Genomic DNA, 13272 nt, shown 5'->3' on the forward strand with positions numbered 1-13272 from the left:
TGATTGGAGACTAGTTATGTTAAATGAGCAAACGATTTTACAAGCAGCAACAAGTGAAAAAAACGCCGGTGATTTTCCTAAAGTAGTTCAAAGTTTTAAAGAATTAGGCGTAACTAAATATCAGTTTTTAGTCGAAAAAGGCGTTTATTTATTTTGGGATGAAATGGATAATCAAGTAGAATCCAAGTTGAATGGTGTTTCTATGCCAATCTCCGAAGAAATTTCACGCGACAAACTGAAAGATGCAATTAAACAAGCACAAGCGGGGAAAATAGATTTTGAAATATTTATTAAACTAGCTGGGCTAGCAGGTGTCAGACTGTGGGAAGCTGATTTATCTGCAATGAAAGTAACCTATATAGATAATACGGGGAATGATTTGGTCATTGAACCGATTCCGAGTATTTAAAATGAAAAAGACAATATATTATTGTCTTTTTTTAGTACTTTTAAATTTTGAAAATATGTTATGCTGAAACAGTTGAAAGAAGAGAGGTAAAGTATAATGGATATAATTACGTACTTTCTAATTGCACTAAGTACAAGTGTTGTAGGAAGTTTTTTAGGAATAGGTGGAGGAGTTATCCTTTTGCCAATTCTACTCTTGATGGGTGTTTCACAAGGAACAGCAGCATTTAGTTCGGCTCTAACTGTGTTCACGATGGCGATTTTTACGTGTAGTATTTATTATAAGAGAAAGCAAGGGAATGTAGGCTTGGCACTGAAAATTGCCGTAACTAGTATTCCAACAACTTTTATTGGCGCAATGGTGAATCAAATGTTGCCTGAAGCAGTCTATCGTTTTCTGTACGGAGCATTAATTGTTGTTTTACTAGGGATAATGATTTGGAAAAAGAAACGGAACAATGAAAAACCACATTTTTTAAGTGAATATCGCATAATACCATATGTATTCGGTGTAATTATTGGATTTTTAGCGGGCTTATTTGGCATCGGTGGCGGGCCAATTGTCATACCAATTTTGCTATTAATTTTCATGTTGAACCAAAAAACAGCATCCGCGACATCAAGTTATGTGACATTACTAACATCACTTGCAAGTATCGGCTCCTATGCAATCATTGGTGGAAGTGATTTTTCGATTGGGATTTACATGATACCAGGGGCAATCATCGGAGCGCTCATTGGCACAAGATTAAATAAACTCCTAGATGAAAAATGGATTGCAATATTATTTAATGTTTTACTTATTGCCCTTTTTGCTTTAAATTTAATTAAGATTTAACCTCAGACAAGCTATGAATGTAGCTTGTTTTTTTGTTGTCCGCCCTTGTTTTATGTTAAGCTTAGAGAGAGTAGGAGGGGTTAAGATGAAAAGAAGTTGGCCAGATTTTGCTGCATTTTTACTAACAATCCTAACTGTAACTTGGATAATTTTAACATGGGGATTACATATTTCTGACATTGTACCAGGTGGAGAAAAAGGCATATGGTATAAATTAATTCCATTATTTTTAGGAATAATTTCAACAATAAGTGTCTTTTTTGTGAAAGAAAAACTGGTAAAATGGATTCTGCTAGGATTTAACATATTATTACTAATTTTAATTTATTTTGTGTACCATATTGGGGAAATTGGGATGTTTTAATAGGGGGTTGATAGAATGGACGAACCAACCAAAGCGGTGATCTATCAAATTTTATCTAAAACAGAAGAACAAAATGCGACGATGGATCATCTGGTTTTCGAAATGATGCAATTCCCTGGTGCCGCAGCGTTCACTAAAAATGAATTGCTGTTTGGCATATACTGGCTAGAAACGTATCATTATATTTTTCGAATGAGTGAAAATCAAACGACAAGATATTACCGAACGGAAAAAGGGCATGAAAAATTGGCGGAGTTAGAGCTTTTGAAAAACAAAAGTTAAAAAACGACTTGATTTCTCAGGAAATCAAGTCGTTTTTTTATAAATATTTAGCCATTGTAATATCAGTGTTTTGAAAACCAACTTTATTATATAAGCCAATAGCTGTTTGATTATGTGCAAATACATGTAGCCCGATTTTAGTAATCTGCATTTCTTTCGCAAGTACATCTAATGCTGCTAATGTTTTTGTTCCAAATCCTTTACCTCGGAATGCTTCGAAAATCACAAAATCATAAATGAAAGCGTGTTTGCCGGAGCGGGTTTCGTCCACATGGAACCAGATATAACCGATTTTTTCACCTGAGATGATACTGTAGAGATATTCGTTTGGTGTAGTAATTCCGTCATATAGCAATTTGTTGAAGGAATCTTGGGATTTTGCTAAAGATTCTTCTTCGTCCCATGTACCAGCCTCTACTTTTTCTTTGGCGTAATCTGTAATGGCGGTAGTTAAAAAATCTTCTAAATCAAAAGCAGTCATTGTTTGTAAATGTAAAATAAAAATTCCTCCTCATGCTTTATGGAAACTTGCGTACTGAATGAATCTGCGCGACATGGCAATATGACCAGCCTCGTTTGGATGAATACCATCAGCACAGAGCAAATTTTCATAATGAAATTCAGCGAGAAAACTATCACGGACATCAATAATTTGGCTACTAGTTTCGGCTGCAATGCGCGAAATAGTATTGCTATATCGTTCCTGCCAGCGATAAATCATCTCTACATCACCGCCCAAAAATTGCAAAATATTATCTTTATTCAGTCCATCTCGCGTAATGAAATCAAAATAACGTTTTGCGTGAAGGGGAGGTAGTGTCATTAAAATAGGTTTAATATCTAGTTTTTTCAGTCGTGCAATCATTTCGAGAAGTTGTGTTTCAAAAATGTTAATTGGTGTGCGAGGAATGTGTTCAGCTGCCGGATTTTCAGCTACTTCCGCCCAGTTGAAATCACAATCATTTCCGCCAAATTCAATAATGGCGATATCGTTTGTCGCATCTTTTGCTAAGTCTTTTGTTAGAATTTCATGGCCTTTAGTTATCGTACGACCCATTGTGGAATGATTTTGAAAAGTCAGGCCAAGTTTTTCAGATGCTCGTTTAATGCAGTTGTTTTTAAGCAACGTATAGCGATTTTTTTCAGGATTGAAAAGAACGCCTTTCATAATACTATCGCCCCAAACTCCAACTGACTGAATGGTTTTCTTCATAATCATCACTCCTTTCATTAATCATACCACAAAAAAAGCAAAAGACGCGATTTGTTCCTTAAGAAAAAATCGTGCCTCGCGCTTTTTAATTAGTTGCTTTGTATAAATAGATTTTCCAATAAGATTCTTTATTATCGAATGCTTTTTCGAACTGGAGCCCGACTTCTGAAGCATTATCAATCGGAACGGCTGACAAAACATACTCGCCACCAACCTTTTTAAAGGCCTCTGTATTAAAATCTAATTGTTTAATGTGTTTTTTCGAATCCTTGCCGAAATCGTAGTTTTTACCTAATTCGGCAGAAAATATATAACAACGATTACCCCAATTATCATAATAATCTTCTAAAACAGGACTCTTGTCTAGCTCACCAGCAATAATTTTTCGGAAAGCCCTTTTATAAGCAAGTGGATAGGAGTTCACATAACCATCTACAGTATAAAAGCCACTTTCTTGGGAAACAGACGGGTGCAGACCAATACTTCCGACACGGTAACTTGACTGCGGTTTACCAATATAATCTTTAATTTCTTCCATTTGCTCCGTGGCGTAAAATTGATTAATGCTTGGCGAGCCATTTCCAGTGCGGTAGTAAATCTCAGAGTTATTAGCGAAAACAACAATAAGTTGCAACACAATTGCCACATAAGCTAACTTTCGCCACCAATTTCCTTTTTTAATTAAATAAACAATCGCAAGTGCAAACAGTCCATAAAATAAAAAAGGTTGTAAAAAATGGAAGCGCGAAAAGTTAAACGTCCGCATGATTTCCACGTGTTCTTTGATTACATTCCAACCACGATACCACCAAAACCCATACCAAAAAGATAAGAATAAATTAAAGCCAAATAGCCATAAAAATAGTTTTTCTTTAACCCATTCTCGTTTGATAATGATTAACACAAGAACGAGAAGCAATATCGGCAAAATAACATATCCAGCCAGTGCTTGATCGTGCGTATGCCCAAAAATGAAATTTTTAAAACTTAGACGAATCGAACTTAAAAATGACAAATTGGGTAAACTAAATTCACTCCTCGAATCTGGCTCAGGGTGCAAGAACATCGCATAAATAAAACGATAATTCACTATGACATAAATCAAACCCATGTAAAGCATGCTGAGTAAAAATCGAATATTCACTTGTTTTTTCTTGAAAACATCATACAACCAAATACATCCAACCATTACTAAAAAGAAACAAAATCCTAATATTAAACTGGAATAAAATGGAAGTAGCGTCAGTATAATCACATTCCAAATTCGCCGCTTATTATTCCTAATGTTTAAGAATGCCCATAGAGCAAGTGGCATTCCAAGCGTACTCAGCATGCCTGATGGCCAAAAGGGTGTCAGTGCAAAAGCTAAGGAAACAAAATAAATTGGCACGAGATATTTTTTGTCTTTAATAAGGTAATCTCTTGCCCACAAAAATAATCCTAAAAATGCAAATACACGGGTAATTAACTGGCTCATCGCAAAGGCGATTGGTGTACTGAAAATCATATAAAGCCAATCAATTCCAACAAACTCTGAATCAAATGAATCTCTTGGGACACTATCATCCATTATTTGGTCAATATTGGCTGTCCCAACTTTCGCAGTGTAATCTCCGCTATCCAAAACCATTTTGTACCAAGTCGCATTAGAATCCAAGTTATCATGAATCCTTACATGACTATTCCCGCCAAGAATAAATAATGGAGCGACATAAATTACCAATAATAATACTGCAATAATTAGCCACTTATGCTTTTTCCACATAGTTCTCCTCCTTCATTATCTCTACTATATATGTACCCGAGAAAACTATTTTCAATTATATCAAAGGAAACCAGGTTTGTTCATTAAAAAGGGTATAATTTTAACACTTGTTTACACGTAATCGGACTTTAAATATGGCGGAAACGTCACAATTCTCTCTTTTATATAGGCAGTTTTGTCTGATTGGCTTGTTCCAGAAAGCCATTCTAGCTAGTATGATACGTTTAAGAAAACTATTCAATGTAGAGCGGAAAAAGTCTACTATGAGTAATTTCAATAATTAGTAGCAAAAGGAGAATTATCATGCTAAAACACAACTGGCAAAAAGTATTCGTTGTAATGGTTGCGGTTGCGCTTATTTTTCAACTGGTTCCGTGGTCTAATATCTTCGCCGGAGCAGAAGAAAACCAAACAAAAACAACTCAACAAATAGCACAACCAGATGATCAAAAAGTAGCGGATGAAAACAAAACAACCGTAACACCTGATAATAAAGAGACAACTAAAAATCTAGTAAATGGAAAGCAATTACTAAAAGGTTCCGTTGACTGGAATTTTACAAATAAAGTAACAGACGCAAACGGGAATACAAAAGAAACTTATGCACCAGGAGACTCACTCAAGTTTTCAGTAAGTTTGGCAATCCCATCCTATTCAGAAGCGGTCTTGGATGAAACTTATACATTTTGGATACAAAAAGACTTCTTCCAAGGAGACAAAGTAACATTTGTTAATCCAGCAATTGATGGATTAACACCGAGGCAAAATGTTTTTACAGACGACTCAATGAAAAACTCGATTGGAACAAAAACAATAAATGGTGTCGAGTATATTGGTTACACGCTCAAATTTAATCAGAGTCCGGAAGCTTTAGCAAAATATGAAGATGAGCCGCTTACTAATGCTAAATTTGATATGTTTGCAACAATAAGTACTACAATTACAACAAAAGAAGACTATAAAGCTATTGTAATTGAAGATGATAAAGACGTAGATATTAGTAATATTGAAGTCCCCGTGACACCACCAACTCCCGATACAGATAATGGTGTACTAACTGCATCTAAAGTAATTGACTCGGCTTGGCGTTTAGACAAAGATACTGGGAAATATGTTAAAGTAGCTACTTCATCTACAAACTATACACCTGAAAAAGATGATTTAGTTTTCTATTATGTTTATGCAATGAACAATTCAGGAGAAAATGCCGTTTTAGAAAAAATGATAGATGAATTACCAGCAGGCTTTTCCATTATTACGGAAGGTTCACCGGAATGGCAGGCTTTATCAACTGCATCTGGCTCTTCGCTTCAACGCGGATGGGTTGCCTCAGCAGACCAAACAAATCTTGCACCAGGTGCAACTAGATACGAATTACCGTTTTCCCCAGCTCAGACTATCTCCAAAAATGGTGGCGGTATTTATAGAACGATTGCAGCAAAAGTAACTGATCCTACAAAAGATTTGACTAACGTTACTAAAAGCCCGACTAAAGGTGGCGAAGGTAAATCTGGTTCTATAACGCCAAGTGGGAAAGATGTTTATGACATGGCAATTACAACAAAAATCAGCTCAACCTATGATAAAAATAATAAATATATTGGGGCTGTTAGTAGCACAACTACGCCCGTTTCTATTTCAGAAGGAAGCACAGTTGGCGTTACTTATACCGCAATTAATCAAGGGAATTATACAAAAGATGTTGTCGTGTATGCGTATGTACCAGCAGGTTATGAACTTAATAATGATACATCCGATTTCAAAACTGCTAATGATAAATGGAAATATGAAACAACTGTGCCTAGTGGCGGTGGTGTTTGGAGTGATATAAAAGTATACTCAATTACACTTTCTGGAGGTATGGCATCAGGTGCAACAAAAACTGCAACAATGTACATGAAAGCTATGGGCATACCTGAAGATGGGACTTATAGTGCTGTAGATTTTTACATGGCTGGAGAAATTGGCTCATTTTCAAACTTTAACGGAGAATCTACTTTAGACGGAGCAATTACCGATGTGGACTCGACGCCAGACATGAATCCAGGAAACGATTTGATTAGTAATGTCGATGGTTCCACGATAAAACCAATTGACGGATTCCAAAAAGAAAAACCACATGTTGTAAAAGAAAATGCTAAATCAACAGCGACTTTACAAGATGAAGATGATTTCGATTTTGATTATGTCACTTTCATTAAAACACCAGAAGTAATTCCATCAGAAGGAAAAGTGTTTGAAAAAACACGTTTATCGGCAGCTGATGCAGAAAAAACAGCACGCAATATGATTGGTAACGACATCATGGGTTCTGCACTCAAAGACTATACGCCTCTTGCAGACGATGGTAGAATTACTTCACCAAAAACATACATGGTTTATGAAATGAATATTAACCCATCAGGGGTAGAAGACACACTAAATTCTTCTTTCACAGATACACTGCCAAAAGGGTTGAAAATGCTTGAATATGATATTGCTGGTTTAAATTCTAGCAATAAACACATTTATGGTTTTACAACGAACAAATTTGAAGGTACACCGAAATTCACAAATGCAGACGGACAAGATGTTATTGTTTATCAAAAAGGCTTATATTCCGAGAAACAAGTTTGTATTGCCAACCCTACTTTAAATGACGTTGGAGTAAGGTATTTCGGAAATAACGCGGATAAAATGGGTGTAACTGGTTCCGTAACAAAAGATGCGCGTACCCTAACGCTTAATTTTGGTCAACCAGCCGCAGATCCAATGTATAGTGAAACAAAAGCAGCATACAAAGTGTACATGATTGTAGTTATCGATTCAGACGAAATTGACTACAGTAGCATCATGCAAAATAAAGCAACATACACTTACAACGATAAAGTTATTACTTCTTATGAAAATAGCGAAATGTACTGGGATGCTGGCGGCGGTACTGCTTATGCAAAAAAATATGTTTTAGACAATAAAACAAATGCATATCTTAGTGGTAGCCAATATAATGTAGCTACTCCTGATGCAGACGGTAATTTATCAGTTGGCTATAAAATTCGAGTAAGAAGTGCCTATGAATTTGATAAATCTTCGATAAACATTGGAGATGTTATTGCTGCAGATAATTTTAAATCTATCTCTAATGTGGAAGTAAATGGTTATGAGGCAAGTCCAAACACGGGCTTCCAAATTGACGGGGAACTTGAAAACCCTGTGCCACTTACTGTGGATAAATATGCAGTAGAAGCTAAAGCAACTGCGAACACATTAGATATCACAAACCCAGTTGACATTCCGCAAATGCAACTATATAACGTTCTTTTCAAAGTGAATTATCAAAAAGTTAAATATGGCGCAAAACTAGTTAACCAAGCAGCAGGGTCAGAAGTTGCTACTGTTGTTCCATTAAACTTAAATCTTCTAAAACAAGATGATATAAGCAAAACAGTATTGACAGGCTATGAATTCAAAGCTTATTATGCAGATGAAAATGGAAAAGCAGATTTAACGAAACCGGTCAAAGATACAAATAGTAATGAAATTGTTATGACAGACTCTTCTGGCGCGGCAAATTTCATCCCGAATGGCTATAAAACAACTTCTAAAAATCAAGAATGGAAAGTAGTTCTAGTTGAAACGAAGACACCAACTGGTTATGAATCAAATGAAAATAAAGAGTATCCAGTGACAGTGAAGAGCGATGCGAATGGTAACTTATCCATTCCAACTAGCACAGAAACAGGGCTTGAAATCACCAATGATGATCACGGCGCAGCGACAGCTACTATTGATAACCACGCAGATGTAAAAATGATTGATGTGAATGGAGCAAAAACTTGGACAGGTGACACAGCAGCAGATCGTCCAGATTCCATCGAAGTACAACTTTTACAAGATGGTGTAGCTTATGGTAGCCCGATTACTGTTACAAAAGCAGATGACTGGAAATATGAATTCAAAAATGTTCCAGAAACAAATGCAGATGGAAATAAATACACGTATACAGTTTTAGAAAATACAGTTACTAACTATACAAGTGCTGTCACAGGTCTTGATATTAATAACACATTGATTAAACCAGATATAAAAATGATTAATCTTGACGGCCAAAAAACGTGGAAAAACGATACAGAAAACGATCGTCCAGCATCTATTGAAATTCAATTGCAACAAAATGGTCAAGATTACGGTTTCCCAGTAACGGTTACAAAAGCTAATAACTGGAAATACGAATTTAAAAACTTACCAGAAACAACCAATGATGGAGCGGCATATAACTACACAATTGTAGAAAAAGCAGTCCCAGGCTATGAAACAAAAGTCGACGGAATGGATGTTATCAACACGAAAATAGATGCACCAAAAACCGCTGTCTCCGGTGAAAAAACATGGAAAAATGACACTGCCAAAGATCGTCCAGACTTTATCGAAGTCCAGCTTTTACAAAATGGACAAACTTATGGCGATCCAGTAAAAGTAACGAAAGAAAACGATTGGAAATACAGCTTTAAAGATTTGCCTAAAGCTGATGCTAATAACCAAGATTATCGTTACTCCGTTGCTGAAATAGCAGTTCCAGGCTACAAAACAACGACAGATGGAATGAACTTAACCAACACAAAAGTAACCGATGAGAAAAATGTAACTTCAGCGAGCGGCACAAAAACTTGGGTGGGAGACAATGAAAAAACACGTCCAGACTCCATCGAAGTACAACTTTTACAAAATGGGAAAGCATACGGAACACCAATCAAAGTAACAGCAAAATCGAATTGGAAATACAGCTTTACCAACCTTCCAGAGAAAGACAAAACAGGTGAAAAATACAGCTATACCGTATCTGAAAAACAAGTATCTGGCTATAGTGTAAAAGTAAAAGGCATGGACTTAACGAATACAAAAGTAACAAAAACGACACCAAAAGATACACCAAAAGATACACATTCTACCATTAAACCAAGTAAAACGAAGAAATTACCTGGAACTGGTGATACGAATGGTATGTTGCTATTTGCTGGTGGATTAGCACTGTTATTCTTAGGGTTACATCTTAGAAGAAAAAGTGCCAAATAAAGAAAACAACCGATCCAAGTAAGCTTGGGTCGGTTTTCTTTTGAATAAAGTTAAAATCGGGTATACAGATAGAAATGAAATAAGGGGGCTTCATGATGAAGGAAGAGCTACTGCAAGCAATCGAAGTCGGCAAGCCAGTTTTACTTGTAACAGCAATCGGGTATATTGTAGGAATTGTGGAAGCAAAAGGAGAGCTTATTCGCTTAAACGATGTGTATATCAATTGTGTTTCAGCTAGCAGAGTAAATCGTTTCAGCCGAGGCTTAGCTGTGAATATCAATCAAGTCATCGGGATGCAACTATTAAGTAAGTCGGAGAAAGACGAAATGATTGGCGGCTGGAAGGCATACGTTGCACCTACAGCTGGATGAAGCGAAAACCTATGATATAATGGGGAAATAATAGAAACAGCAGTTACGGAGGTCTGGAAGAATGATATTATTAGTTATAGATACACAAAAATTAATTATGACAAATAATCTGTATAATTTCGATTCACTTGTACCCAATATAGAACAATTAATCGCCACTGCTCGGAAAAATAAAATAGAAATAGTTTATATACGACATGACGACGGACCTAATACAGAACTTACAGAAGGAAAAGAAGGCTTCGATATTTACAAAAAATTCCAACCAACTACACACGAAAGAATTTTTGATAAAACCGTAAATAGCGCTTTTAAAGGAACAGGCTTAGTTGAATACTTAAAAGAAAAAGGTACGAAGAAAATTGTAGTAGCAGGGTTGCAAACTGATTTTTGCATCGACGCCACGGTGAAATGTGGCTTTGAACATGGTTTTCACATGATCGTTCCCGCCCATGCTAATTCGACGGAAGATAACCACTTTATGTCAGGGGAGAATAGTTATAAGTACTATAATGAATGGATGTGGCCTGGCCGTTACGCGACCTGCATATCTATGGAAGAAACGATTAAAGAAATGGAACATAACTGATAAATTAGAAAGAAATTGTATAAATCTACCACTTCTTTCTTTTTTTGGAAACAGCAGCATTTAAAAAAATAGTAAGTAATATATAAAACCGATTCAAGAATTCCTTGAATCGGTTTTTCTTTAGCCAAATTGCATAAAAGTCGTCTAGTTGGTAAATCTAGCAACCGTTATAATAAAACAGTGAACTAGTTAACGTTTTAGATTGAATTTTAGAAAAGGAGGTAGCTAGACTTGTAGTTTTTGTAAAAAATTATTTCGTATTATGTAAATTGTGGAAGTGCTTACAGGGCGTTAACATGGAATTAGGAGCAAGCCTTCTAAATCATTTTATCGCAACTAGTATAAAGAGGTGATAGAGATGTTAAGTGGCAGAATGGTACTAATCATAAAGTATTTAGAAGGCAAAAGTGAGTCGAGTATTCGTGGTATCAGTAAAAAGCTTGAAATATCTGAGCGGAAAGTTAGATATGATATCGACAATATAAATGACGCACTTACGCTTAATCAATTAAAACCAATTTTGAAGGAGGGGAAAGGGAGGTTAGTTATACCAGCTGATTTGGCCAAATTAGCACTTGAGGAAAAAGAAACTTATATTTTTGCTCCGCAGGAAAGAATCAACATTTTACAGTATTTGCTATTTTTTAATGTTAAAAAGGTGAACTTGGAACATTTAAGTAAATGGATGAATGTATCGCGAACAACGATTAAAAAAGATTTATTGTTAATTGAAGAACAGTTGCAAAAGTTGAATCTTCAATTGGTTTATAAACAAGGCTATAGATTAATTGGCAATGAAAACGCTCTCTTGAATGAACGTGTCCGGATTTTGCGAGATTACATTGATTTTATCCCAAGTGAAGATATAGAAACAAACTTTTATAGAAAATGTATGTTAGGCGAGATGAAAGTATCACTTAAAAACATTGATATAAATGGCGTGAATAAGTGGTCTAAGCAACTTTTGAAACAAATGGGTTGGATTTTAAATGATGAATCGTATTACTGGTATTTAGCGAATATTTTAGTCTTTTGCTGGTATATAAAAAATGATGTCACTAATCCACTTAAAGATGCAAAGCTGGTACTTCCAATTTTTAATTCCCAATTAATTCAAGGGATGGAAGTGATTTTAGATTACGAGCTTAGTCAGGAGCAGTTAAATATTCTAGTCGGCTTTGTTTTTTTCACGAACAAGTATGCAAGCTTGAATGAAGAAATGGACTTAATTACAACAGAAACGATAGTAAATTCGCTAATCACATCCATGAGTGAAGAACTTAATTTGCCTTTTTTAGAAGATGCGATTTTGTATAAAGGATTACTAAATCATGTAGCTCCACTGATTGAAAGAGTGAGAGGGAATGTGCAAATTTACGAAGATACTTTTGATGTTATTCCAACTGAATTTCTCTATATTTTACAAGCAACAAGCAAGGTGGTTAAAACTATACCGTTACTTGAGAGCGTCGAAAATGAGAGTGAAATATCTTTGTTGGCGATTCATTTTTTAGCGAGTATTCAGCGTAATCAGCGTGAGGAGAAGTTGCATGTATTACTTGTTTGTGGTCTTGGCTACGGAGCAATTGCAATGATGAAAGATACACTAAATAGCGAGTATCAAATCGCTTTTGTCGCAACCATTCCTGAATATATGTTAAAAGATTTTACTGCTTGGGAAGATGTGGATTTAGTCATTACAACAGCAAAAGTGACAACCCCACTACCAAAATCGACTGTCAAAGTAAGCCCAGTTTTAAAAGAGTGTGATTTAGTGGAGTTAGAGAAGCAAGGCTTAAAAAAGAAGAATATTTTGACTAGTTACTTTGCAATTAATAAGCGGCTTAGCTTCCTTGATAGCACTGTGAAGCAGCAAGTTATTAGCGTCATTAAGGAAGAACTAGGATATGGGCATGTTAGTATTCCGAATCGAAAGTTAGGATTAAGTGATTTGATTGGAATAGATGCGATTCAGATTACATCAGAGAGTTTAACATGGCAAACTGCTATTCAGCGAGCTACAAAGCTACTATCTGATAATCATTTCGTACTTCCAGCTTATGCGGAGAATATCAAACAAATTCAAGAAGAACTGGGTTTTTATTCCGTTAAAGACGAGGAATTTGCTTTGTTTCACGGGAATGACAGCCAGTTAGTTCAGATGAATAGTATGGCTCTTTTGATTAATGAACAGCCGGTTATGTTTGGGGAGAAGCAAGCCAAAGTCATTTTTATTCTCGCCAGTAAAGATAAAAAAGAGCAAATTCCAGCAATTATTACACTCACTAAAATGACCTATCAAACAGATTTTATTTCTAAATTAGAACAAGCAAAAAATCCAATTGATGCGGATAGAATTATAAAAAAATATGAAGAGGAGGTTAGATAAT

General features: G+C 35.7%; 11 protein-coding genes. 8 read left to right on the forward strand and 3 right to left on the reverse strand.

The window, feature by feature from the left end; translation table 11 throughout:
* The first annotated feature begins 16 nt into the window (after window positions 1-16).
* The 4 genes from CKV70_RS03170 to CKV70_RS03185 all read left to right on the forward strand — a co-directional run bounded on the left by CKV70_RS03170 (window position 17) and on the right by CKV70_RS03185 (window position 1892).
* Window positions 17-409, forward strand: coding sequence for a DUF1398 domain-containing protein (locus tag CKV70_RS03170; protein WP_014600591.1), 393 nt, complete (start codon window positions 17-19; stop codon window positions 407-409).
* 96 nt (window positions 410-505) lie between these two features.
* A complete protein-coding gene (locus CKV70_RS03175) occupies window positions 506-1246 on the forward strand; it encodes a sulfite exporter TauE/SafE family protein (protein ID WP_014600592.1) in 741 nt (246 codons plus the stop codon).
* 85 nt (window positions 1247-1331) lie between these two features.
* Window positions 1332-1610, forward strand: a complete 279-nt coding sequence (locus CKV70_RS03180) for a hypothetical protein (protein ID WP_003722818.1) — start codon at window positions 1332-1334, stop codon at window positions 1608-1610.
* A 15-nt stretch (window positions 1611-1625) separates the two neighbouring features.
* Window positions 1626-1892, forward strand: a complete 267-nt coding sequence (locus CKV70_RS03185) for a DUF3116 family protein (protein WP_003722819.1) — start codon at window positions 1626-1628, stop codon at window positions 1890-1892.
* Window positions 1893-1929: 37 nt separating this feature from the next.
* Here the strand turns inward: CKV70_RS03185 and CKV70_RS03190 are convergent, their stop codons facing one another.
* The 3 genes from CKV70_RS03190 to CKV70_RS03200 all read right to left on the reverse strand — a co-directional run bounded on the left by CKV70_RS03190 (window position 1930) and on the right by CKV70_RS03200 (window position 4870).
* The gene (locus tag CKV70_RS03190) at window positions 1930-2373 is read right to left on the reverse strand and encodes a GNAT family N-acetyltransferase (protein WP_003722820.1); all 444 of its coding nucleotides are present in this window, start codon (window positions 2371-2373) and stop codon (window positions 1930-1932) included.
* Window positions 2374-2403: 30 nt separating this feature from the next.
* Window positions 2404-3105, reverse strand: coding sequence for an SGNH/GDSL hydrolase family protein (locus CKV70_RS03195; protein WP_003722821.1), 702 nt, complete (start codon window positions 3103-3105; stop codon window positions 2404-2406).
* Between the two features lie 85 nt (window positions 3106-3190).
* The gene (locus tag CKV70_RS03200) at window positions 3191-4870 is read right to left on the reverse strand and encodes a DUF6044 family protein (protein WP_014600593.1); all 1680 of its coding nucleotides are present in this window, start codon (window positions 4868-4870) and stop codon (window positions 3191-3193) included.
* Window positions 4871-5173: 303 nt separating this feature from the next.
* On the opposite strand from CKV70_RS03200, the gene CKV70_RS03210 reads away from it, so the two are divergent.
* From CKV70_RS03210 to CKV70_RS03225, 4 genes are all read left to right on the forward strand, one after another.
* The gene (locus CKV70_RS03210; RefSeq protein ID WP_014600594.1) at window positions 5174-9922 is read left to right on the forward strand and encodes a Cna B-type domain-containing protein; all 4749 of its coding nucleotides are present in this window, start codon (window positions 5174-5176) and stop codon (window positions 9920-9922) included.
* 95 nt (window positions 9923-10017) lie between these two features.
* The gene (locus tag CKV70_RS03215; protein ID WP_009932137.1) at window positions 10018-10293 is read left to right on the forward strand and encodes a hypothetical protein; all 276 of its coding nucleotides are present in this window, start codon (window positions 10018-10020) and stop codon (window positions 10291-10293) included.
* Window positions 10294-10354: 61 nt separating this feature from the next.
* Window positions 10355-10882 carry a cysteine hydrolase family protein gene (locus CKV70_RS03220; RefSeq protein ID WP_014600595.1) on the forward strand — a complete coding sequence of 176 codons (528 nt, stop codon included), beginning with the start codon at window positions 10355-10357 and terminating at the stop codon, window positions 10880-10882.
* A 358-nt stretch (window positions 10883-11240) separates the two neighbouring features.
* Window positions 11241-13271 carry a BglG family transcription antiterminator gene (locus tag CKV70_RS03225; protein WP_003732623.1) on the forward strand — a complete coding sequence of 677 codons (2031 nt, stop codon included), beginning with the start codon at window positions 11241-11243 and terminating at the stop codon, window positions 13269-13271.
* Window position 13272: the final 1 nt, after the last annotated feature.

It is taken from the genome of Listeria monocytogenes (assembly GCF_900187225.1).
Lineage (GTDB): Bacteria > Bacillota > Bacilli > Lactobacillales > Listeriaceae > Listeria > Listeria monocytogenes.

What these genes read in the sequence shown, in the direction of transcription:
- CKV70_RS03170 (WP_014600591.1), top strand. Translation starts at nt 17, where the DNA reads ATGTTAAATGAGCAAACGATTTTACAAGCAGCAACAAGTGAAAAAAAC.
- CKV70_RS03175 (WP_014600592.1), top strand. Translation starts at nt 506, where the DNA reads ATGGATATAATTACGTACTTTCTAATTGCACTAAGTACAAGTGTTGTA.
- CKV70_RS03180 (WP_003722818.1), top strand. Translation starts at nt 1,332, where the DNA reads ATGAAAAGAAGTTGGCCAGATTTTGCTGCATTTTTACTAACAATCCTA.
- CKV70_RS03185 (WP_003722819.1), top strand. Translation starts at nt 1,626, where the DNA reads ATGGACGAACCAACCAAAGCGGTGATCTATCAAATTTTATCTAAAACA.
- CKV70_RS03190 (WP_003722820.1), bottom strand. Translation starts at nt 2,373, where the DNA reads ATGACTGCTTTTGATTTAGAAGATTTTTTAACTACCGCCATTACAGAT.
- CKV70_RS03195 (WP_003722821.1), bottom strand. Translation starts at nt 3,105, where the DNA reads ATGAAGAAAACCATTCAGTCAGTTGGAGTTTGGGGCGATAGTATTATG.
- CKV70_RS03200 (WP_014600593.1), bottom strand. Translation starts at nt 4,870, where the DNA reads ATGTGGAAAAAGCATAAGTGGCTAATTATTGCAGTATTATTATTGGTA.
- CKV70_RS03210 (WP_014600594.1), top strand. Translation starts at nt 5,174, where the DNA reads ATGCTAAAACACAACTGGCAAAAAGTATTCGTTGTAATGGTTGCGGTT.
- CKV70_RS03215 (WP_009932137.1), top strand. Translation starts at nt 10,018, where the DNA reads ATGAAGGAAGAGCTACTGCAAGCAATCGAAGTCGGCAAGCCAGTTTTA.
- CKV70_RS03220 (WP_014600595.1), top strand. Translation starts at nt 10,355, where the DNA reads ATGATATTATTAGTTATAGATACACAAAAATTAATTATGACAAATAAT.
- CKV70_RS03225 (WP_003732623.1), top strand. Translation starts at nt 11,241, where the DNA reads ATGTTAAGTGGCAGAATGGTACTAATCATAAAGTATTTAGAAGGCAAA.